The organism is Microbacterium candidum (assembly GCF_030315975.1).
Classification (GTDB): Bacteria; Actinomycetota; Actinomycetes; order Actinomycetales; family Microbacteriaceae; genus Microbacterium; species Microbacterium candidum.
On the sequence record NZ_JASXSZ010000010.1, the window covers coordinates 58,520 to 79,839 of the forward strand.

18 protein-coding genes are annotated in these 21,320 nt (G+C 69.8%); 5 read left to right on the top strand and 13 right to left on the bottom strand.

From position 1 onward, the window contains the following. Positions 1 to 2: 2 nt before the first annotated feature. From QSV35_RS19925 to QSV35_RS19940, 4 genes are all read right to left on the bottom strand, one after another. A complete protein-coding gene (locus tag QSV35_RS19925; protein WP_286290759.1) occupies positions 3 to 785 on the bottom strand; it encodes an LLM class F420-dependent oxidoreductase in 783 nt (260 codons plus the stop codon). 309 nt (positions 786 to 1,094) lie between these two features. Continuing rightward, positions 1,095 to 2,045, bottom strand: a complete 951-nt coding sequence (locus QSV35_RS19930; RefSeq protein ID WP_286290760.1) for a permease prefix domain 1-containing protein — start codon at positions 2,043 to 2,045, stop codon at positions 1,095 to 1,097. Between the two features lies 1 nt (position 2,046). Beyond that, complete coding sequence (locus QSV35_RS19935; RefSeq protein ID WP_286290761.1) at positions 2,047 to 2,382, bottom strand: PadR family transcriptional regulator; 336 nt, start codon at positions 2,380 to 2,382, stop codon at positions 2,047 to 2,049. 157 nt (positions 2,383 to 2,539) lie between these two features. Next, positions 2,540 to 3,466 carry an undecaprenyl-diphosphate phosphatase gene (locus QSV35_RS19940; protein ID WP_286290762.1) on the bottom strand — a complete coding sequence of 309 codons (927 nt, stop codon included), beginning with the start codon at positions 3,464 to 3,466 and terminating at the stop codon, positions 2,540 to 2,542. 43 nt (positions 3,467 to 3,509) lie between these two features. Between QSV35_RS19940 and QSV35_RS19945 the strand changes: the two genes are divergently transcribed. After that, entirely contained in the window at positions 3,510 to 4,490 is a 981-nt protein-coding gene (locus QSV35_RS19945; RefSeq protein WP_286290764.1) for an o-succinylbenzoate synthase, read from the top strand. Between the two features lie 261 nt (positions 4,491 to 4,751). Here QSV35_RS19945 and QSV35_RS19950 read toward each other — a convergent pair whose 3' ends face one another. Both QSV35_RS19950 and QSV35_RS19955 read right to left on the bottom strand, forming a co-directional pair. After that, positions 4,752 to 6,851 (bottom strand): carbohydrate-binding module family 20 domain-containing protein, encoded by a 2,100-nt coding sequence (locus QSV35_RS19950; protein ID WP_286290765.1) that lies wholly within the window; start codon positions 6,849 to 6,851, stop codon positions 4,752 to 4,754. Between the two features lie 372 nt (positions 6,852 to 7,223). Continuing rightward, on the bottom strand, positions 7,224 to 7,862 hold the full coding sequence (locus tag QSV35_RS19955; RefSeq protein WP_286290766.1) for a TetR/AcrR family transcriptional regulator: 639 nt from the start codon (positions 7,860 to 7,862) through the stop codon (positions 7,224 to 7,226). A 138-nt stretch (positions 7,863 to 8,000) separates the two neighbouring features. Between QSV35_RS19955 and QSV35_RS19960 the strand changes: the two genes are divergently transcribed. Continuing rightward, the gene (locus QSV35_RS19960) at positions 8,001 to 10,778 is read left to right on the top strand and encodes an efflux RND transporter permease subunit (protein ID WP_286290768.1); all 2,778 of its coding nucleotides are present in this window, start codon (positions 8,001 to 8,003) and stop codon (positions 10,776 to 10,778) included. Beyond that, positions 10,775 to 12,760: a YhgE/Pip domain-containing protein gene (locus tag QSV35_RS19965; protein WP_286290770.1), complete on the top strand. Its 1,986-nt coding sequence runs from the start codon at positions 10,775 to 10,777 to the stop codon at positions 12,758 to 12,760. The genes QSV35_RS19960 and QSV35_RS19965 overlap by 4 nt, the downstream gene beginning before the upstream one ends. 437 nt (positions 12,761 to 13,197) lie before the next feature. Here the strand turns inward: QSV35_RS19965 and ccsB are convergent, their stop codons facing one another. The 5 genes from ccsB to QSV35_RS19990 are packed head-to-tail and all read right to left on the bottom strand — an operon-like array spanning position 13,198 to position 18,059. After that, entirely contained in the window at positions 13,198 to 14,286 is a 1,089-nt protein-coding gene (ccsB, locus tag QSV35_RS19970; RefSeq protein WP_286290771.1) for a c-type cytochrome biogenesis protein CcsB, read from the bottom strand. A 9-nt stretch (positions 14,287 to 14,295) separates the two neighbouring features. Next, positions 14,296 to 16,035 (bottom strand): cytochrome c biogenesis protein ResB, encoded by a 1,740-nt coding sequence (gene resB, locus QSV35_RS19975; protein ID WP_286290772.1) that lies wholly within the window; start codon positions 16,033 to 16,035, stop codon positions 14,296 to 14,298. After that, positions 16,016 to 16,786 (bottom strand): cytochrome c biogenesis CcdA family protein, encoded by a 771-nt coding sequence (locus QSV35_RS19980; protein ID WP_286290773.1) that lies wholly within the window; start codon positions 16,784 to 16,786, stop codon positions 16,016 to 16,018. The genes resB and QSV35_RS19980 overlap by 20 nt, the downstream gene beginning before the upstream one ends. After that, entirely contained in the window at positions 16,783 to 17,433 is a 651-nt protein-coding gene (locus QSV35_RS19985; RefSeq protein WP_286290775.1) for a TlpA family protein disulfide reductase, read from the bottom strand. Before QSV35_RS19985 ends, QSV35_RS19980 begins: the two co-directional genes overlap by 4 nt. Then, entirely contained in the window at positions 17,430 to 18,059 is a 630-nt protein-coding gene (locus tag QSV35_RS19990) for a histidine phosphatase family protein (RefSeq protein WP_286290777.1), read from the bottom strand. Before QSV35_RS19990 ends, QSV35_RS19985 begins: the two co-directional genes overlap by 4 nt. A gap of 142 nt (positions 18,060 to 18,201) precedes the next feature. On the opposite strand from QSV35_RS19990, the gene QSV35_RS19995 reads away from it, so the two are divergent. Then, positions 18,202 to 18,759: a hypothetical protein gene (locus tag QSV35_RS19995; RefSeq protein ID WP_286290778.1), complete on the top strand. Its 558-nt coding sequence runs from the start codon at positions 18,202 to 18,204 to the stop codon at positions 18,757 to 18,759. 9 nt (positions 18,760 to 18,768) lie between these two features. Here QSV35_RS19995 and QSV35_RS20000 read toward each other — a convergent pair whose 3' ends face one another. Both QSV35_RS20000 and QSV35_RS20005 read right to left on the bottom strand, forming a co-directional pair. After that, entirely contained in the window at positions 18,769 to 19,170 is a 402-nt protein-coding gene (locus QSV35_RS20000; RefSeq protein ID WP_286290779.1) for a PPOX class F420-dependent oxidoreductase, read from the bottom strand. Positions 19,171 to 19,214: 44 nt separating this feature from the next. After that, positions 19,215 to 19,967 (bottom strand): SDR family oxidoreductase, encoded by a 753-nt coding sequence (locus QSV35_RS20005; protein ID WP_286290782.1) that lies wholly within the window; start codon positions 19,965 to 19,967, stop codon positions 19,215 to 19,217. A 160-nt stretch (positions 19,968 to 20,127) separates the two neighbouring features. Here QSV35_RS20005 and QSV35_RS20010 point away from each other — a divergent pair. After that, positions 20,128 to 21,320 (top strand): HNH endonuclease signature motif containing protein (locus tag QSV35_RS20010; protein WP_286290784.1); only part of this gene is annotated, 1,193 nt, incomplete at its 3' end.

Genomic DNA, 21,320 nt, shown 5'->3' on the forward strand with positions numbered 1-21,320 from the left:
GATCAGCCGTTCTTCGCGTCGCGCCAGCGCAGCCAGCTGCGGACGAGATCGTCGTCGTAGTCGGGGCCGTCGACCCCCAGGGTGAACAGGCGCGTGCCGGCCGCGTACAGCGCGTCGGCGTGCGCCACGTCGCGGTTGCGCAGCTCGTTCGAGATCACGATGCCCGAGGTGTCGCGCCCCTCGGTCTCGCCCCAGCGCTCGATCACCGAGATCTTGTGGGCGAGCTCTTCGGCACGCACGAAGCTGTGCCAGATGTCGGCGTGGCGGGCGACGAGACGAAGGGTCTTCTGCTCGCCCTTGCCGCCGATGAGGATCGGGATGCGGCGCACCGGCGTCGGATTCAGCTTCGCCCACCGCTCCTCGACGCGGGCGAGCCCGCGGCTGAGGTCGGTCAGACGGGTGCCCGGCGTGCCGAACTCGTAGCCGTACTCGTCGTAGTCGCGCTCGAACCAGCCTCCGCCCGTGCCGAAGATGAACCGCCCGCCGGAGATGTGGTCGAGCGTGCGGGCCATGTCGGCCTGCAGGTCGGCGTTGCGGTAGCTGTTGCAGTTTACGAGGGATCCGAACTCGACGCGCTCGGTCTGCTCGGCCCAGGCGCCGAGCATCGTCCAGGCTTCGAAGTGCAGGCCGTCGGGGTCGCCGTAGAGCGGGAAGAAATGGTCCCAGTTGAAGAGGATGTCGACGCCCAGATCCTCGTATCGGCGGACGGCGTCGCGGATGTTCGCGTACATCGCATGCTGCGGCTGGAGCTGCACGCCGAGACGCACCGGGGTGTCGAGGAGCATGCGACCAGCCTACGGGCGCAGCATCCCGCGCCGGCGCGTGTGACCGTCGGTCCCCGACCGCCGTCGCTCCCCGAGCACCGTCGGCCCCAGCACCGTCGGTCCCCGGAGCACCGTCGGTCCCCGGAGCACCGTCGGTCCCCGGAGCACCGTCGGTCCCAGCACCGTCGGTCCCCGGAGCACCGTCGGTCCCAGCGACCGTCGGTCCCCGAGCTTGTCGAGGGGTCGTAGCTGCTGCACGGCTACGACCCCTCGACAGGCTCGGGGACCGGTTCGCGTTTCGGGGACCGGTTCGCGTTCCGACCCCGGTCCTCAGGCGGCCCGGCGCGCCCTGAGGAACGCGTCGATCGCGTCCCACAGGGCGATCCCGGCGATGCCCACGGCAAGGAGGGCGCCCAGGATGTGCGGAAGGTCGGCTCCGCCGGTGCGGGCGATCGCAGCGACGACGTCGGGGTTGACGAGTCGGCCGTTCGCCAGCAGGAACAGCGCACCGCCCGCTCCGATCAGATCGAGGATGCCGTGCAGCGTCGCGAGGCGGTACGTCCAGGCCCCACGCCGGTAGACCGCGACGTTCACGGCGGCGACCGCGACGAGGAGGGCGAACAGACCGACGATCCACCATGGCCAGAGGGCCGGGTCGAGGAACGGCGTCCACTGCCCGTCGAGGTAGGTGAGCCCGAGGATGCTGTCCCAGATCACCGCGCCGGCGATGATCGCGAGCCAGACGAGAGAGCCCACGAGATCGGTGATCCGGGCGCCGCTCTGCCTCGGCTCCGGCAGGCGGTCGGGCGTCCAGGTGCTCGGGTCCATCGTCTCGTGCCCGGTGCGCTCGAGGAGGACGAAGACGAGCGTCGTCCAGAAGCACACGTGCAGGATCGTCTGCCCCGCACCGAACAGCGCCTGCCAGATGACGGTTCCGACGGGAGCGCCGGAGATCAGCTGGCCGAGCGCGATGCCGAAGGCGGCGCACGCGGGCACCGTCCACAGCAGCAGCTTCAGCAGGCGCCACCAGTCGAGGTAGTAGCGCGGGCCGATGAGATGCAGGATGCGGCCGGTGTAGCCCGCGGCGAGCTTGTCGGGGTCGCCGAGGTCGGTGAGCACGGCACGTTCGGCCGCTTCCGGCGCTTCTCCGCCCTCGATGCGGGCGTCGACCTGATCGGCGATCGACGCCTGCAGTTCGGCGGCGAGGTCTTCGCGCTGCTTCTCCGGGACGGTGCGCATCGCAGCGTCGACGTAGCGATCGGTGAGGGTTGCCGCATCCATGTCAGTCCTCCTGAGGGAGTGCGCCGATCGCCGTGGCGATCGCGCGGAAATCGTCGGTCAGCGAGCGGGCGAGCGCCCGGCCCGCCGTGCTCGTGCGGTAGAACTTGCGGGGCCTGGCCTCTTCGGTGTTCCACTCGCTCTCGAGGTGGCCCTGCTTCTCGAGACGTCGCAGCAGCGGATACAGCGTGTTCGCGTCGGTCGCGAAGCCGCGCTTCGCGAGCTCTTCGAGCAGGCCGTAGCCGTAGCCGGGCGTCGTCAGCAGGCGGAGGCACGCGAGGACCACGGTGCCGCGCCGCAGCTCCTGCAGGTGCGTGTCGAGGGTCTCATCGGTGCTCACGCATCACACGATAGTGTGCGTCACACAATATTGCAACAGATGTCCACGGCTTGCGAATCGCGACCTCCGCCGCCGTTACGGAAGACTGGCGACGCGCCGACGGGGACGACGAAGACCGGCGAGTCGCTGCGAACGACCAGCCTGTTGAAACGATCGATCAGGCGAAGTGGACGACGCTGACGACGCCCGCGATCAGGCAGTAGACGACGAACGGGTAGAGCGTCCGCGTGTGGAACCAGCGCGACAGGAACGCCACCGACAGGAGGGCGGCGACGAACGCGCAGGCGGACCCGACGAGCACCTGGCCGAGAATGGCGCGGGCGTCCGGCGCGAGGAGCTCGGGGATCTTCAGAAGTCCCGCGGCGAGGATGACGGGGGTCGCCAGCATGAAGGCGAACCGCGCGGCGCTCTCGTGGTCGAGACGACGGACGAGCCCTGTCGAGATCGTCGTGCCCGAGCGCGAGATGCCCGGGAGGAGGGCGAGGATCTGCGCCGACCCGATGAGCGCGCCCTCACCGAGCCCGAGGTCGTCGATGCGGCGAGGGGCGGCCTTCCGTGCATCCGCGCGCGAGCCGGACGCGCGGGCGACGCGCTGCGCCTTGACCTCCTGGCGGCGGCGCAGGAGCTCCGCGGCCAGCAGCACGAGCCCGTTCACGGTGAGGAAGATCGCGGCGACGAGGGGCGTCGCGAACAGCACGCGCAGCGGCTTGTCGAGGAGGAGCCCGACGATGCCGACCGGAATCGTCCCGATGATGATGAGCCACGCGAGGCGTGCCCCCGGCGCCTGCAGCGAGCGGTGACGGATCGACGTGAAGAACCCTCGCACCACGACGACCCAGTCGCGCCAGTAGAAGAGGAGGAGCGCCAGCGCGGTCGCGACGTGGAGCGCGACGACGAACGCGAGGAAGGGTGTGTGTCCCGGGCTGTCACCCTGCGTGACGAGGTCCGCCCAGCTCCCGCCGAGCCACGCGGGGATCAGGATCGAGTGTCCGAGACTCGAGATCGGGAACAGTTCAGTCACGCCCTGGAGCAAGCCCATCACGATCGCCTGCAGGTACGAGAGGTCCGTCACGGGCGAGAGCATGTCATGACTGTCACATGAGTCCGCTGAGAGTCAGGATGTGTTCATGCATCCTCTGCCTGAGCTTTCCGATCTGCTCGACACGGCCCGCGTCGTCGCCCTCCCGATGGCGACGCGGTTCCGCGGCGTCGACGTCCGCGAGGCGCTGCTCTTCGAGGGGCCGCAGGGGTGGGCCGAGTTCTCCCCGTTCGTCGAATACGGGGATGCGGAGGCCTCGGCCTGGCTTGCAGCCGCCATAGACGACGCGTGGATGCCGCGGCCTCCCGCGGTGCGGAGGTCCGTCGGCGTCAACGCCACCGTCCCGGCGGTGCCGGCTTCCGCCGTGGCCGGCGTGCTCGCCCGCTTCGACGGCTGCCGCACCGCGAAGGTGAAGGTCGCCGAGACCGGCCAGACGCTCGGCGACGACGTGGCCCGCGTGCGCGCGGTGCGCGCGGCGCTGGGCCCGGAGGGGCGCGTCCGCGTCGATGCCAACGGCGGGTGGAACGTCGACGAGGCCGAGCGCGCGATCCACGCGCTCGCCGAGTTCGACCTCGAGTACGTGGAGCAGCCGTGTGCGACGGTGGAGGAACTCGCGGACGTGCGGCGGCGTGTGAAGTACGCCGGCATCCCCATCGCCGCCGACGAGAGCGTGCGCAAGGCGTCCGACCCGCTCGCAGTCGCCCGCGCGGGTGCGGCCGACCTGCTCGTCGTGAAGGCGCAGCCGCTCGGCGGCGTCCGCCGCGCGCTCGAGATCGTCGCCGAGGCGGGGCTCCCCGCGGTCGTCTCGAGCGCGCTCGACACCGCCGTCGGCATTTCGATGGGGGTCGCCCTCGCCGCGGCCCTCCCGACGCTCGACTACGACTGCGGACTCGGCACAGGGTCGCTGTTCACGGCGGATGTCGCCGACTACGCCGTCGTCGACGGGGTCCTCCCGGTGCACCGCGTGACCCCTGATGCCGCGCGCCTTGACGAGCTGGCCGCATCCGCCGACCGCCGCACCTGGTGGCTGGAGCGCCTCGAGCGCTGCTGGAACATCCTCGACGCTTGATCCTCGGTATCGAGCAGCCCCTGGTCCCCGAGCCTCCTTCGGCCCCAGAGTCTCCTTCGGCCCCAGAGCCTCCTTCGGTCCCCGAGCTTCTCGAGGGGTCGGGACCTCTGAGCAGCAAAGGGGCGACGCCTCGACAAGCTCGGCGACCGGCTGGTCATCGACTCCCGGGGGCTCACCACGATTCGTCTCGCTTCGCTCGCTCAACGACCCGCACGGATGGCTACATTCGCGGGCCGTTGAGCGAGGAACGCGGCGACCTGCTCAGCGCCAGGTATCGTCGAGCGTCATCGACCCGCCGGATCCCGTCGTCACGGAACGGTTCGGGTCGCTCTCCCACGTGACGTTGCCCGCGGCATCCTTCCGGATGTACTTGTACTCGATCGTCGTCGAGCCGGGGAGCGTCACCGTCCCGGTGTAGGTGCCGTTGCCGGCATCCGTCAGCGGGATCGCCGCGGCCGGGCTCCAGGTGCCGAGCGCCGGCACGCCGCCCACGATGTACGCCGACTGGCCAGGGTCGAGCGCCGCGTGCAGGGTGACCGAGGCATCCACCGTCGCGCCGGCGTTCCAGCCGTCGTTGAATGCGAGTCCGCCGTCGGCGGGCACAGTCGCCGTCCGGTTCGACCGCGACTCCCACACGACGTCGCCGGACGCCGACACCTTGACGTACTTGTACTCGAACGACGTTCCCGCCGGGATCGCGACGGAGCCCCGCCACACCGGGTAGCTCGCCGAGGACAGCGCGAGGCCCTTCGCCGGGTCCCACGCGCCGAGCGCGGGGTCGCTTCCGACGACGACGAGCTTCTGGCCGGCGTCGACCGACACGTAGGCGGTGAAAGCGACGGATGCCGCGGCCGCCGCCGTCGTCTTCGAGACGCGGGAGTCCTTCGAGATGGCGAGCGCCGAGAGACCCGGCACCGTCGTGGAGAGGAAGCCGTCCGCCTGCACCGTCACCGACGGGCCGGTGCAGTGGTTGCCGACGACGTGCCCCGTCACGAGGTTGCAATACGTGCCGGCGGGAAGGCCCGTGTCGAACGTGCGCGTGAGCGACGTGCTCTCCTTGTTGATCGCGACGTAGCCGGCGCCCTCGCGGGCGAACGCGATGGCATCCGATCCGTCGCTCCACCACCGCGTCACCGCGGTGCCCGCCGTCGTGTTGCGGAAGCCCACCATGCCCACCGTCGAGTCGGCCCGGTCCTGGCACAGCCAGCCGCCGACGCCCGACGTCGCCGTGTTGCACGCGACCGGAAGGACATTCCCGTTCGCGTCGGAGACGGGACCGGCATCCGTGCTCGTGAAGTGGTAGCTCGACAGCACGAGCGGGTGCCCGTACGGCCAAGCGAGCTCGAACACGGTGGCGAGGTCGTTCAGCGCGCCGTCCTTGTAGGTGACGGACCCGCCGGACGTGTCGCGCTCGGTGTCGTGGCTGTCGGTGTAGACGACCGAGGTCGCGGAGGCGTTGAAACCCCACGCCTCGCCGAACATGTTGAGCCACGACAGGGATCCGGTCTTGAAGACGCGCGAGATCTGGCTGCCGTAGCGGTCCTCGATGACGCTGCCGACGGGCAGGTACTCGCTCTTCGGGATCGGCCCGCCGTCGAGCACCTCCTGGTAGATGTACGCAGGACGCGTGAGGCGTGACGTGATGTCCTCGAGGTCGGCGGCCGGGATGTGCTTCGCCGCGTCGAACCGGAAGCCGTCGACCCCGACGGCGAGGAGCGAGTTCAGGTAGCCGGCGAGCGTCGCGCGGACGTGCTCCGTCTCGGTGGCGAGGTCGGAGAGCCCGAGCAGTTGGCAGTTCTGGATCTCCCACCGGTCGTTCCAGTTCGCGATGTCGTCGTTGCCGTTGCGACCGCAGTGGTGGAAGTCGTCGTACGAGTAGAGGCCCGGGTAGTCGTAGTACCCGTAGGCCGAGCCGTCGCTGCCGACGCCGCCGTTCGGCTGACCGCTCATGTGGTTCAGCACGGCGTCGACGTAGACGCGCACGCCCGCCTTGTGGCAGGAGTCCACCATCTGCGCGAACTCCTTCGGCGTGCCGTAGCGACTCTGCAGCGAGTAGGAGACCGGCTGGTAGGCCTGCCACCACGGGAAGCCCTGGTCCTTCAGCTCGACGTGCGCCTGCGGCGGCGACACCTGGACGGCGCCGTAGCCGTCCGGTCCGAGGACGTGCTTGCACTCCTCGGCGACCGACTTCCACGGCCACTGGAACAGGTGCGCGGTCACGTCGCGCGCCGCGGGGGCGGATGCGGGAGCGGATGCGGCGGGCGTTTCCGCGGCGGTGGCGGCCGGGACCGCCACGAAGGGGGCTGCGAGCAGAGCTGCGGCCGCGAGAGCCGTCACGAGTCTGCGGGGGAAGAGTGTCATCGTCGACTCCTTGGAGGGCGCGTCGGCACGCGCGGTCGAGGATGAAGCTAGCGCAAGGTTTACGCGAGGTGCAAGCGCTTACACGCAGAAAGTTAAGGAATCAGGCACCCGATGACGCTCGGACTGCAAACGCTGTCCTGGTTGCGTTTCGTCTCGCTTCGCTCGCTCAGCGACCGCCGCGTGATGGACCGGTTACCCCGGTCGTTGAGCCAGGGAGGAACGACCGAGACGAAACGCAGCGACGTTGGCTCAATGCGTTTCGTCTCGCTGCGCTTGCTCAACGACCGGCGCGAGATGAGCCCCCGAGCACTCCTATCCTCGGGTCGTTGAGCGAGGGAGGAACGACCGAGACAAAACGCAGAGTGCGCGCGCTCAGCAGAGGATGAGGCGGGCGACCTCGTTCAGATGCACGCTCGCGGCGGCGCGGAGCGCGGCCTCGCCGCCCTGCGACTCGTCGGCGACGCCCTGGATGAGCGCGCGCACGGCAGAGGACTCCCACACGGTGAGCATGAGGAGCGCCGCCTGCCCGGCATCCATCCGCAGACCGATGCCCTTGATCGTCGCGACATCCGTGATGATCTGTGCGATGCTGCGCTGCATCGCAGCGTCCTGCGCGAGGAAGGCCTGCGCGACGTCCGGGTCACGGAGGGCCCGAATGCGGATCTCACTCATGAGGAGCACGCCCAGCCGGTCGTCCGCGCCGACGTCGAGCACCTGCTCGAGGATCGATGCGATCTCGCCCTCGTCGAAGCCCTCGGGGCCTGCCGCGACGAGCCCGCCGATCCGGCTCTGCACCGACTCGACGCGGGCGGATGCGACACGCGCGGCGAGGTCGAGGAAGAGCTCGTCCTTCGAGTCGAAGTTCGAGTAGAACGCACCGCGCGTGAAGCCGGCACGGTCGCAGATCGCCTCGACGGATGCCGCATCCAGCCCGACCTCCGCGAACACTTCGAACGCAGCATCCATGAGCCGCGCGCGGGTGTTCTCTCGACTGCGCGTGGCTGTCTTCACGTCTGTCACCTGATCGCCACCTCCGCACGCGATTCTCACACCCGGCACTCAGATTTGCCCAGCGCTCACCATCTACGATACACGTATGTATCGGATACAGCGTCGTATCGAACAGTCCTGAAGCGATCCGGAGGCTCCGTGTCCACTCTTTTGTCCACGCTCGGTCGCTGGTCGTACCGGCACCCGTGGCGCGTGCTCATCTCGTGGCTGCTGCTGCTCGTGCTGGCAGGCGGCGGGGTCGCCCTGTTCGCCAAGGGCACGGACAATTCATTCTCCATCCCGGGCACCGAGGCGCAGGCCGGCCTCGAGCAGCTGAGCCGCACCTTCCCGCAGGCGAGCGGCACGAGCGCACAGTACATCGTGGTCGCAGCCCCCGGCGACAAGGTCACCGACGAGCCCTACAAGGGCGACGTCATCGCCTCGGTGAACGAGCTCGAGAAGCTCCACGGGGTGAACGCGGCGACCAGTCCCTACGACGAGCACGTGACCGGACTCGTCTCGGACGACAAGACCGCCGCGATCGTCCGGGTGCAGTTCCAGGGGCAGTCGACCAACATCAGCAAGGAGACGAAGGCCGCGCTCCAATCGCAGGTCGACGATCTCGCGAAGCAGCTGCCCCAGGGCAGCACCGTGAAGCTCGGCGGCGACCTGTTCGCGACGTCCGTCCCCGGGGTCTCGCTCATCGAGGCGGTGGGCCTCCTCGTGGCCCTCGCCGTGCTGGTCGTGACGTTCCGCTCCTTCGTGATCGCGGGCCTGCCGCTCGCGACGGCGCTCCTCGGCGTCGGCCTGTCGATGGCGCTCATCTTCATCGCCACCGCGTTCGCGTCGGTCTCGTCGACGACACCGCTGCTCGCCCTGATGCTCGGGCTCGCGGTCGGGATCGACTACGCCCTCTTCATCATCGCCCGACATCAGGATCAGGTCAGATCCGGCATGGATCCGGAGGAGTCCGCGTCCCGTGCGACCGGCACCGCCGGCTCCGCGGTGGTCTTCGCAGGCATCACGGTGCTCATCGCCCTCATCGGTCTGAGCTTCGCCAACATCCCGTTCCTGACCACGATGGGGATCGCCGCATCCGTCGCCGTCGCCATCGCCGTCCTCGTGGCAGTGACCCTCACGCCGGCGCTCCTCGGCTTCGTCAAGGGACGCGTCGTCGGATGGCGTCGCCGCCCCCGCGCCGAGGGCAAGCGCGCAAAGGTCAAGGGTCCGAACCGCTGGGTCGTGCTCGTCACGAAGCACCCCGTCGTCACGACCATCTCGGTCGTCGTCGGGCTCGGCCTCCTCGCCCTGCCTGCCCTGAGCCTGGCCCTCGCGCTGCCGAACGCCGGCCAGCTTCCGAAGGAGTCGCAGGCTCGCCAGTCGTACGACCTCGTGGCCGAGCACTTCGGGCCAGGCTTCAACGGCCCGCTCATCGTCACCGGCACGATCGTCACGTCGAACGACCCGCTCACGCTCATGAAGGACCTCGGCGACGACCTCGGCAAGCTCCCCGGCGTGAAGACCATCGCCCTCGCGACCCCGAACCAGACCGCAGACACCGGCATCGTCCAGATCATCCCCGACTCGGCACCGGACTCGGTGGCGACCGCGAACCTCGTGCGCGAGATCCGCGCACAACACGACCACATCCTCAAGAAGTACGGCGTCGACATCAAGGTGACGGGCTTCACGGCCGTCGGCATCGACATCTCCGACCGCCTCGGCGGCGCGCTGCTGCCGTTCGCGATCTTCGTCGTCGGCCTGTCGCTCGTGCTCCTCGCGATCATCTTCCGATCCGTGTGGGTTCCGATCACGGCAGCGCTCGGCTACCTGCTGTCCGTCGCCGCGGCGTTCGGCATCGTGTCGGCCGTGTTCATCCACGGGGTCGGCGCGGACGCGCTGCACGTCACGAGGGTCGGGCCGATTATCAGCTTCATGCCGATCATCCTCATGGGTGTGCTGTTCGGCCTCGCGATGGACTACCAGATGTTCCTCGTCACGCGCATGCGGGAGGACTACGTCCACGCCCGGCGCGATGCCCATGGATTCAGCGACCGCGCCATGGCGGTCGGCGCCGTGCGGTCGGGCTTCTCGGCGTCGGCCCGCGTCGTCACCGCGGCCGCGATCATCATGTTCGCCGTGTTCGCGGCCTTCGTGCCTGAGGGCGACTCGTCGCTGAAGCCGATCGCGCTGGGCCTCGCGTCCGGCATCGCGATCGACGCGTTCCTCGTGCGCATGACGCTCATCCCGGCGGTCATGGCCCTGCTCGGCGACAACGCATGGTGGATGCCACGCTGGCTCGAACGGGTCCTCCCCCATTTCGACATCGAGGGCGAGGCAGTGGTGCGCGAGCGCGCGCTCGCCGGCTGGCCCGAGCCCGACACGCAGGCCGCGGTCGTCGCGGAGGATCTGTGGCTCATCGAGGGCGGGCAGACCCTCTACAGCGACGTCGCCCTGCGCGTCGATCCCGGCCAGGCCCTCGTCGTGACGTCCCCCGACCAGCAGACCACCGAGGCGCTGCTGCTCACGATCGCAGGGCGCCTGTCCCCGACAGACGGCCGCATCAAGGTCGGCGGACACCTGCTGCCCGCCCGCGCATCGTGGGTGCGCGGACAGGTCGGCGTCGCGCTCCTGCAGCGCTCCCGGCTGCCGATCGAGGACCTGCGCCACGCCCTCCGCGGCGATGCGCCGATCGTCGTCATCGACCACGCGGAGGCGCTGTGCGCGCCGGACGTGCGGCCCGAAGCCATCGCGGCGATGAAGGATGCGGCATCCGTCCATCCCCGGGCAGTCATCGTCTCGGCCGCCGACGCGGCTGCCGCGCAGGCTCTGCTCGACGACGCCGGCTGGACGGATGCGCCCGTGCTCGCCGTTGCCGCAGCATCCACCGATCTTCCCGAACTCGATCTCTCGAACTCCGTTGAGGTGACCGCATGACCCTCCCGATCGAACGCGCCCGCAGCCGCCGTCCCATCACGTGGCTGACGATCATCGGCGTCATCCTGCTGCCCGTCGTCATCGGCGGACTCCTCGTCGCGGCGCTCTACAACCCGCAGAGCCGCCTCGACCAGATGCACGCCGCGATCGTGAACAACGACCAGCCGGTGACGATCAACGGCCAGTACGTGCCGCTCGGACGACAGCTCACCGCGGGGCTCGTGAAGGGCTCGGACAAGCTCGACAGCAACCTCGACTGGACGATCTCGAACACGAAGGATGCGGCGGCCGGCCTGAAGGACGGCACCTACCAGGCCGTCATCACGATCCCGAAAGGCTTCTCCGCCGCGGCCACCTCGACGACGGGGACCTCGCCGGAGCAGGCGACGATCCGCGTGACGACGTCGCCCGACGCCCTCATCGTGGACGAGGCCATCACGTCGCAGGTGACCCAGACCGCCGCATCCGTCATGGGGACGACCCTCACCGAGACGTACCTCGACAAGGTATTCCTCGGATTCACGACGCTGGGCGACAACCTGGGCACGGCCGCCTCCGGCGCCTCGCAGCTCGCGGATGGCGCGCACCAGGCCGCCGACGGCTCGGCCAAGCTTCCCTCCGGAGCGACGTCGCTCGCCTCCGGGGCCTCACAGCTCGGTTCCGGTGCATCGCAGCTGCAGTCGGGCGCGAACGCGCTCGGCTCGGGGCTCGACTCGATCGCGTCGCACACGAAGGATGCGTCCGGCGGGGCGGCGCAGATCGCCGGGGCCTTGACTGAGATCTCCGGGAAGGTGTCGTCCGCGACCGGCGCGGGCGAGGCGACGGTCGGATACGCGAAGACCACGACGAAAGATGCGACGGCACTCGCCGAGTCGATCGGCGGGATGCTGCAGACCTCCTGCGCGACCCCCGCGCCCGCCGATCCCGCCCTCTGCAAGAGCTTGAGCGACGCGCTCGTGCAGGCGAAGCAAGTAGCCACAGACGCAGGCACCACGCAGTACGTCGCCACCCAGACGTCGACCGGGATCGACCAGCTGACCACGGGCGCGAGCGGCGGGCTGACGACGATCGCCGGCAAGACGAACGACCTAGCGGGCGGTCTGTCCGCGCTCGCCGCGGGGACGACCCAGTCCGCCGACGGCGCCCGCAAGCTCGGCAGCGGCGCGGGCGGGATCGCATCCGGTGCTGACCAGCTCTCCTCGGGAGCGACGCAGCTCGCCTCCGGCGCGCAAAGCCTCTCAGACGGCGTCACGCAGCTCGCAGGCGGAGTCACCTCCCTCGCCGACGGCCTCGACAAGGCCGCGACCTCGGTCCCGCGGTACACAGACGACCAGGCGAAGGACCTGGCCACGGTGGTCGCTACCCCGGTCGTCGCGAAGGGCACCGGCACGTCGCTCTTCGGCACGTCGGCGATCCCGCTGCTCGCGACGCTCGCCCTGTGGTTCGGCGCACTCGGCTCATACATCGCCGTGCAGGCGGTCTCGCGGCGAGCGCTGACTTCGCGCCGGCCGTCGGCGCTCATCGCGCTGCGATCGTACGGACCGGGCGCCGCCATCGGCGCCGTGCAGGGCCTGCTCGTCGCCGGGGTCGTGCAGATCGCCGCCTCGTACGACTGGGGCACGTGGTCGCTGTTCGCGGCCGTGTGCGTCATCGCAGGCGTCGCCTTCGCCGCCGTCAACCAGGCGCTCGTGGCGGTCTTCGGCGGAGCGGGACGGTGGATCTCGGCGCTCGTCGGCGCTCTCGTCGTCGCCACCGGCATCGTCTCGACGGTCCCGCCGGTGCTGAGCACGATCGCGGGCATCCTGCCGACGTCGCCCGCCTACACGGCGATGCTGGGGGTCCTCGGAACCTCTGGCGGCGTAGGCGGCGCCATCGTCGGGCTCATCGTCTGGGCAGGTCTCTCGTTCATCGCGACGATCATCGCGGTGACCCGCCGCCGCACGGTGTCGGCCCGCCAGGTCCTCACGGCGCAGGTCGTCTGAGCGCAGCGCGAAGTCGGCGTCCATCCCTTGGTGGACGGCGACTCGTGTTCGCGGGCTCTGCGCCGTCGGCGGCGATCTCTTCAATGAGCGGAGGGGATTCGACGAAGGGAGGATGCATCCACGCGTTTCGCTCCTCCGCTCGTCGATACTCCTCCCCTCGTTCAGGCCGCCCGCGGATCCGGAGCGCCCGCGGAACGACCCGACGACGGCCGAGGCTAGGCTGACCCGAACCGAGGGAGACGGCGCGCTTCCGCCGGCCACCCGTCCCGATTCGCCGCATACGGGGCACGAAGCGAAGAAACGTGCGAGCCGAATCAGGACACCCACATCCAGCCCCGTCCGCATCCGTCGCGAACCCGCGTGATGGCGACGGAACGGGCCTGCCGAAACGAGACCGGGCGCCGCGGAATCCGCGGCGCCCGGTCGATGGAGACGGCTTACTGCAGGCCGCTGTAGACGTGCAGGCCCTTGAAGAACATGTTCACGATCGTGAAGTTGAACATCACGGCCGCGAAGCCGACGATCGACAGCCACGCCGAGCGCGTGCCGCGCCAGCCGCGCGTCGCGCGGGCGTGGATGTAGCCGGCGTAGAGCACCCAGATGACGAAGGTCCAGACTTCCTTCGTGTCGAAGCCCCAATAGCGGCCCCACGCGTCGTTGGCCCAGATCGATCCGGCGATGAGCGTGAAGGTCCAGCCGATGAAGCCGATGATCGCGAAGCGGTAGGCGAGCGACTCGAGCGCGTCGGAACCCGGCAGCGTGCGCAGGAACCCGGGCCCGGTCTTCGCCGGCGCCGCATCCGGTCCCGCCGCGACGGCCTCGAGGATCTTCCGTTCCCGCCGGGTCTGCATGAGCTGCAGCACCGACAAGCCGAACGCGATCGCGAAGATGGCAGTGGAAAGGGATGCCACGAACACGTGGATGACGAGCCACACGCTCTTGAGCGGGTCCATGAGCGGCGTGATCTTCACGTAGAAGCCGAGCATCGACCCGCCCAGGAGCAGGACCACGAGGCCGGTGATGAAGGAGCCGAGGAAGCGCAGGTCGTAGCGGAACAGCACCGCGAGGTACACCGCGACGATGAGCATCGTGCCGGTGAGGGCGAACTCGTACATGTTCGACCAGGGCACGCGGCCGGCGGCGACGCCGCGCGTGATGTCGGCGCCGACGTGGAAGAGGAAGCCGAGCCACACGAGCGCGGTGCCGATGCGAGCCCACACGTAGCGCGGGCGCTCTGACAGCGGGGCCTTCAGTTCCTGCACGGCAGCACGCTCTTCCGCGCGCATGGTGGATGCGGCGTCCACGGCGGAAGCACCGGCGGGAGCACCGCCCGCGACGGACGACGTGCTCGCGACCGCGCCTGCGGCGACGAGCTGGCGCGATGCCTCGCGCTCCGCCGCATCCTTCGCCTCGAGAGAGAGTGCCGAGCGCTTCGACAAGTCGACGGCGTAGGCGATGAATGCGAGCGCGTAGATCGCGACCGCCGTCCAGACGAGCAGGATCGAGATCTCATCGAGCGATGGCATGGTAGGAGTCTACTTCCGGGGTTCCGCGGATTCCGAGGGAGCGGAGGCCGTCTCAGGCGCCTGAAGCGCCTCGGCGTGCTTCTCCGCGACCGCCTCCACGGCGGCCTTGAGAGTCGGGTCCTCGCCGCGCGCGAGGCCCGCATATTCGAGCTTCAGGGTCTGGCCCGACGTGGATGCCTTCACCCACATGCGCCGGCGCGGCACGAAGAGCGCCGTGATGAGCCCCGCCAACGCGAAGATCGCGAACACGAGCACCCACGGACCGGCTGCGTCGTGGTGGATCGACAGCGACACGAAGCGCTTGACCGACTGGCTGCCATCCGTCGAACCGGACGGTGAGGCGTCGTCGAACGTGATCGTCCCCATCCCCTTCGGGAGGTTCGCCGTCTGGCCGGGCTGCAGCTCGATCGAGTCGACGCCGGTCTTGCCGCCGGTCAGCTGCGTCATGCCGGTCTGATCGAGGGCGTACACCGAGCGGGGCGTGCCGTTGTTGATGCCGAGGTCGCCGGCGTAGACGTTGAGCGTGAGGATCGGGTTCACGAGCGACGGGTAGGCCGAGGTGAAGGCGCCCGTGCTCATCTTCACGCTGGTCGGGTAGAAGAAGCCGACGAGGCCGAGCTGCTCGGGCAGTCCGTCCGGGACCTTGATGACGCCGAGGGACGTCATGTTGGCGTCCTGTGGGAGGAACGGCACCGAGTCGTGGAAGACGACGTCGCCGTCGGCGTTGCGCACCGTCACGGTCGGGGCGTATCCGTTGCCGAGGAGGTAGATGCGGTCGCCGACGATGCTCAGCGGGTGGTTGACCTCGATCTGCTGAGCCTGGCGCGTCCCGCCGTCGAGCTGCGTCGTGACGTGCGCGACGAAGTCGCCCGCCTGGCCGGAGCCGGCGGTGCCGTAGGGCTGGTAGGTGACGTCGAACTTGTCGAGCGACAGCGTGAACGGCGTGAGGGTGTCGGAGTTCACGAACCGCCCGGGGTCGAACGAGTCGTAGTCCGTCAGCGCGTCGACGAACGTCTGCCCCTCGACGACGACGCGCTGGCCGGTGTAGGTGAGGCCTCCGCCGATGCCGACCGCGAGAAGCACCCCGACGAGGGATGCGTGGAACACGAGGTTGCCCGTCTCGCGCAGGTACCCGCGTTCGGCGGAGACGGAGAAGACGCCCTTGCCGTCGTAGCGCTCGACGCGATACCCGGCGCGCCGCAGCTGCTGCTGGGCGACGTCGATCGCGTGTTCCGCCGCGATCGCGCCGTCTGCTTCGGGCGCCAGGGTCGTGGACGACTCGACATGGTCGGAAAGGCGGGACAGACGCGCCGGAGTCCGCGGCGGCCGGGCGCGCAGCGCCTGCCAGTGGTGCTTCGTCCGCGGGATGACGCAGCCGATGAGCGAGATGAACAGCAGGATGTAGATCGCCGAGAACCAGGCCGACGTGTAGACGTCGAACATCTGCATCTTGTCGAGGATCGGGAACAGCGACGGGTTGTTCTGCTTCCACTGCACGACGCCGTTGGGGTCGGCGCTGCGCTGCGGCACGATCGACCCGGGCACGGCGGCGATCGCGAGCAGAAGGAGGAGCACGAGCGCCGTGCGCATGCTGGTCAGCTGACGCCAGCCCCACCGCATCCACCCGACGAAGCCGAGCTTCGGCGACGTGACGGAATCGTCGGTCTCCACGCCGTCGACGGCGTCCGCCGGTCGCAGCGGGTCCGTTGCGGCGCTCGTCGCGCGGTCGTCAGAGCGGGAGCGGGACACTGCCGATCACCCCTTGCAGTTGAGACATGAATGCGGTCCAGACGCCGGTCACCATCAGCACGCCGAGGATGACGAGGAGGCTGCCGCCGATGAGGTTGACCGCGCGGATGTGACGACGCAGGAACGTCAGCGACCGGGTCGCCCAGCCGAATCCGAGGGCGATGAGGACGAACGGGATGCCGAGCCCCAGCGAGTACGCGAGCCCCAGGAGCGCCCCGCGGGCCGGGTCTCCGAGGTTCCACGACACCGAGATGATCGCCCCGAGCGTCGGACCGATGCAGGGCGTCCAGCCGATGCCGAGCGCGAGGCCCAGCAGGGGTGCGCCGATGAGGCCGATGTCGCCGCGCACCTGCGGATGGACGGTGCGCTGCGCGAACCCGAACAGCCCGATGAAGACGAGGCCGAGAATGATCACGACGACGCCCAGGATGCGCGTGATGATGTCGGAGTACTGCAGCAGGAACTGACCCACGGTTCCGCCGAGGATCGTCATCGACACGAAGACGACGGTGAACCCGGCGATGAACAGCACCACCCCGAGGAGGAGCCTGCGGCGGCCCGGCATCCCGGCCGCGGTGCTCGCGCCCGTCTCCGATCCGGCCCGCGGCTGCACCGCTCCCCCGATGTAGCCGAGGTAGCCCGGCACGAGCGGCAGCACGCACGGCGAGAGGAACGACAGCAGCCCTGCGGCGACGGCGATCGGCAGTGCGAGCCACAGCGCCCCGTCGGCGATGAGGCCGCTGAGGCTCACGAGTTCTCCGAGAGCACGGTGTTCACGATCGTGGTCAGGATGGAGGGTTCCGGCAGCTCGCCGATGATGCGCGCCGCGACGCGGCCCTTCTGGTCGAGCACGATCGTGATCGGCGTCGAGGTCAGCGGAGTCGCCTTGGAGAAGTCGAACTTCACCTGGCCGTCGTTGACCGCGATGATGCTGGGGTACGACACCTTGTATGTCTGCGCGAACGCCTGCGAGGTCTCCGCCTGATCCCGGATGTTCACGCCGAGGAACGACACCTTCTTGCCGGACAGATCCGAGACGGCCTTGTCGAGACGCGGCGCTTCGGCCCGGCACGGACCGCACGAGGCGTACCAGAAGTTCACGACGAGGACGTCGCCGGCGTAGTCGCCGCTGGCGACCGTCTTGCCCGCATCCGTCGTGCCGGTGAACGTCACCGCGTCACCGCGGTCGGCGGGCGCGATCTCCTTCGTCTGGAAGCCGTCGGCCGCGACGAACCCCTTGTTGCTGCCCTCTTTGTACTGGGCGGCGAGCGGGTTGTCGCCCGTGCAGGCGGCGAGCCCGCCGGCAAGCAGCACGGCGAGGGCGACGGATGCCGCGGCCTTCACACCCCGGCTGATTCCGCCGGCCGCTCCCGATCGCTGAGCCTGTCGAAGTGTCATACCGCCCCCACATCCACGGCACCCGCGGTGACCGCGGGCTCTGCATAGGCGACCTCGGCCCACGAGCCGGGACCGCCCTCGAAACTCGTGACGCTCGACAGCGTGCACCGCCTCTTCGCGGGGTTGTGCTTGAGCGGCTCGCCGGCGATGGCGAGGTGGGTGATCCAGATCGGCAGCTGGTGGGAGACGATGACGACGTCGCCGCTCGCGGTGCGGTTCCAGGCATCCGCCATCGCCGCCTGCATGCGTGCGACGACCTGCGTGTACGGCTCGCCCCAGCTCGGGACGGAAGGCCTGACGAGGTAGCGCCAGTTGAGCGGATTGAGGACGGCGCGCTTCATCCGCTTGCCCTCGAACGCGTTGGTGGGCTCGATCACGCGCTCGTCGACGAGCGGTTCGATGCCGAAGAGCTCCTCGAACGGCTCCGCCGATTCGCGGGTGCGCTGCAGCGGCGAGCACACGAGCGCCCCGATCGGGCGCTCGAGCCCGTGCACGAAGTCGGCGGCCTGCCGCGCCATGTGCCGGCCCGCGACGCTCAGGCGGTAGCCCGGGAGTCGCCCATAGAGCACGCGCGCGGGGTTGTGAACCTCCCCATGGCGCACGAGATGAAGGCGATCAGCGGGCACGACCTCCAGTCTACCGGGGCGTTCTCTCAGCGCCCGCTGAGAGGGAGGCATCCTCTGCGCGTCCACACGGGCGGTTGCCGGGTGCCGCACGCATAATGATGGCGCGACCTGTTCCCGAGACCGCCGACAGGAAGGAGGCCGCGTGCGCAAGCTGCTCATCACCGTGCTGACGATCGTCGGCCTGATCTTCGCCGGCGGCATCGTGTCCGGCGTGGTGTCGACGGCGTCGGCATCCATCAATCCGTGCCCCAAGGCGGCTCCGGCGATGGTCGGCGAGATCGTCGTGCCGCGCGGTCCCGTCGCGGGCTTCTGCCAGGCGCAGCTCGTCAACGCGGCGAAGATCATGAACGCGGCGCGCGACCTCGGGATCGGCCCGCACACGCAGGCGGTCGGCGTCATGACGGCGATCGGCGAGACCCACTTGCGCAATCTCGACTACGGGGATGCCGCCGGCCCGGACAGCCGCGGACTCTTCCAGCAGCGCGACAACGGCGCGTGGGGCTCGTACGCCGACCGCATGGACCCGTACACAGCAGCACGGGCGTTCTTCATCAAGGCGACGAAGGTCGACGGATGGAAGACGATGGAACCGACCGCCCTCGCGCACGCCGTGCAGGTGAACCAGGATGCCGGGTATTACGCCCAGTACTGGACGAAGGCCGAGGAGATCGTCAAGGCGCTCACCCCCACCGCCCGCTGACCGGCGGCGTCACTGCTTGGTGGCGCGCTGGATCGTGCCGACGAGGATGACGCGGTCGGCCTTGTCGCGCGGCGGCGTCTGGCTGTCGTTGCCGTACCGGTTCTGCAGGCGCACGTAGAACGCGCCCTCCGGGTCGGGCACGACCTCGGTGATGCGGCCGGCGACCTCGAGGTAGTGGAACGGGTTCTCCGGGTCGATGATCGACAGCGAGAACGAGTCGTTGTGCTGCAGGTTGCGGAACTTCTGACGGTACGTCGTGTGCGTGAACCGCACGTTCTCGCCGTCGAACTCGAACCACATCGGGTTCACCTGCACGGTGTCGTTCGGGCGGATCGTGCCGAGGTGGCCGTAGTTCGGCTCCTCCAGCAGTCGGCGGTACTCGGCGGGGACGATCGCGTCGGCAGCAGTCATCCCCTCAGTCTTCCGCACCGCGGAGACGGGTCGGGCCGTTCACGTCACCGCCGGAAGCCGCCCTCGCTGTGGATGAGCTGGCCCGTCACCCACGCCGCATCCTCCGAGGCGAGGAAGCGGATGAGGCGCGCCGTGTCCTCGGGCGTCCCGAGACGGCCGGTCGGCTGCCTGGCGGTCAGGAATTCGCGAGTGGATGCATCCATCCAGCCGGTGTCGATCGGCCCGGGGTTGATGAGGTTCGCTGTGATCCCGCGTTCCGCGAGCTCACCGGATGCGGCCTCGACGATGCGGTCGAGCGCGCCCTTGCTCGCACCGTACGGGAGGTTGTGGACGACGTGGTCGCTCGTGAGCGCCACGATCCGGCCTCCATCTGCGGGCGCTTGTGCCGCGAAGGCGCGGATGAGCAGCCACGCCGCGCGCACATTGACCGCGAAGTGGCGGTCGAAGCTCTCCACCGTCGTGTCGGCGATCGAGGAGTCGACGCTCTCGGCGTGCGACAGGACGAGCGCCGAGACGGGCCCGAGCTCGGCTTCGGCCTCGGCGAGCACGCGATCGGGGGTGGCCGGATCCGCGAGGTCGGCCTCGATCCGCAGGGATCCGGCGCCGCGCCGGCGGAGCTCTGCATCCAGTTCCGTCGCGCCCCGCTCCGGGTCACTTCCGAGCGGGACGCGGGCCTCGTAGGCGGTCCAGGTGGTGAACGCGATGTCCCATCCGTCGTCGGCGAGGGCGAGCGCCGTCGCGTGGGCGATGCTGTTGGCGCGGCCGGCGCCGGTGATGAGTGCGGTCTTCCCGGTCATGCGCTGATCGTCTCAGTTTGTCTCGGGTTCGGCGGGGATGCGGCCGCCGTTTCCTCCCCAGGCGGGGGTTCTCCCCCGTTCAGGGCGTCTTTCCACAGGGCATGTTAATAACCCCTTGACCTGGGGTTTCAATGTCGGAGGCTCTCACCAGAATGGGGGTATGAACGCACTCGTCGACGACCTGATCGCGGTGCGGTTGAGCGTCGGCGAGCTCATCGACACGGGCGCCCGAGGCGGCGGGGTGCATGCGGCGTCAGATGACGATCTCGTCGGGGCGATCGCCCGCGCCGGGGACCTCGCCCGAGCCGTCGACGCACTGTTGGTGGAGATGGTCGGGGAACTCGCCGACCGGTCGAGCTCGACGGTGCGGGAGGAGCGGTTGACCACCCGGATGGGATGCCGCAACGTCACCGAACTCGTCCAGCGCCTGACCCGCAACGGGCCGCACACCGCCGCGAAACTCGAACGCGCCGCGAAAGCCACCGCGCTCGCATGGGACCCGGTCACCGGAGCGGGGATGCCGGCACGGCTGCCCGCGATGCGGAACGCTCTGCTGGACGCGGAGACCGGGGTCGATGGGGTGCTCGCCGTCGCCGGTCCCCTGCTCGCCATGCGGGACCGGGTCGGCGTCGAGGGTGTGCTGACCGCGGACGGCCTGCTCGCGGCGGCCGCCCGCGGCGAGGGCCCGGACGGCCTCCCGCCCGCGTGCGCGGACCTGCTCCGTGTCCAGGCGCAGGTGTGGGCGGCGGTCCTCGACCCCGACGGCGCCGAACCGGACGCGCACGCCGCCGCCCGCAGGCGGGGCATCACCTTCGGCACCGCCCGCGACGGCGTCATCCCCATCCGCGGTGCACTGCTGCCCGAGGTCGCCGCGCAACTCGTGCGCATCCACGACGCCACCACCTCCCCGCACGCCGTCCGCTTCCACGACACGGAGTCACCTCCCGCCCACGACGTCCCGCGGGACGACCGCACCGGCCCGCAGAAGCTGCACGACGCCCTCGCCGCGGCGCTCACCGTCGCCGCCGCCAGCCGCGACCTGCCCACCATCGGCGGCGCCGCCCCCACCCTCATCGTCTCCATCCGCGAAGAAGACCTCACCGCGAGCACCGGGCGGGCCTGGCTCGAAGGGTCCGCCGAGCCCGCATCCATCTTCACCGCCCGCCACGTCGCCTGCGCCGGCGTCATCCAACGCGTCACCCTCGCCGGCAGCGGCCGCATCGTCCGGCTCGGCACCGAGGAACGCGTGTTCAACCGGTACCAGCGCCGGGCGATCGCGCTCCGCGACGGCGGCTGCATCATCCCCGGCTGCGGCGTCCCCGCCGGCTGGTGCGAGATCCACCACGTCACCGA

Bases quoted from the DNA above. Each gene is read 5' to 3' on its own strand.
- QSV35_RS19925 (WP_286290759.1), bottom strand. From the start codon at position 785: ATGCTCCTCGACACCCCGGTGCGTCTCGGCGTGCAGCTCCAGCCGCAG.
- QSV35_RS19930 (WP_286290760.1), bottom strand. From the start codon at position 2,045: ATGGATGCGGCAACCCTCACCGATCGCTACGTCGACGCTGCGATGCGC.
- QSV35_RS19940 (WP_286290762.1), bottom strand. From the start codon at position 3,466: ATGCTCTCGCCCGTGACGGACCTCTCGTACCTGCAGGCGATCGTGATG.
- QSV35_RS19945 (WP_286290764.1), top strand. From the start codon at position 3,510: ATGCATCCTCTGCCTGAGCTTTCCGATCTGCTCGACACGGCCCGCGTC.
- QSV35_RS19950 (WP_286290765.1), bottom strand. From the start codon at position 6,851: ATGACACTCTTCCCCCGCAGACTCGTGACGGCTCTCGCGGCCGCAGCT.
- QSV35_RS19965 (WP_286290770.1), top strand. From the start codon at position 10,775: ATGACCCTCCCGATCGAACGCGCCCGCAGCCGCCGTCCCATCACGTGG.
- ccsB (WP_286290771.1), bottom strand. From the start codon at position 14,286: ATGCCATCGCTCGATGAGATCTCGATCCTGCTCGTCTGGACGGCGGTC.
- QSV35_RS19985 (WP_286290775.1), bottom strand. From the start codon at position 17,433: ATGACACTTCGACAGGCTCAGCGATCGGGAGCGGCCGGCGGAATCAGC.
- QSV35_RS20000 (WP_286290779.1), bottom strand. From the start codon at position 19,170: ATGACTGCTGCCGACGCGATCGTCCCCGCCGAGTACCGCCGACTGCTG.
- QSV35_RS20005 (WP_286290782.1), bottom strand. From the start codon at position 19,967: ATGACCGGGAAGACCGCACTCATCACCGGCGCCGGCCGCGCCAACAGC.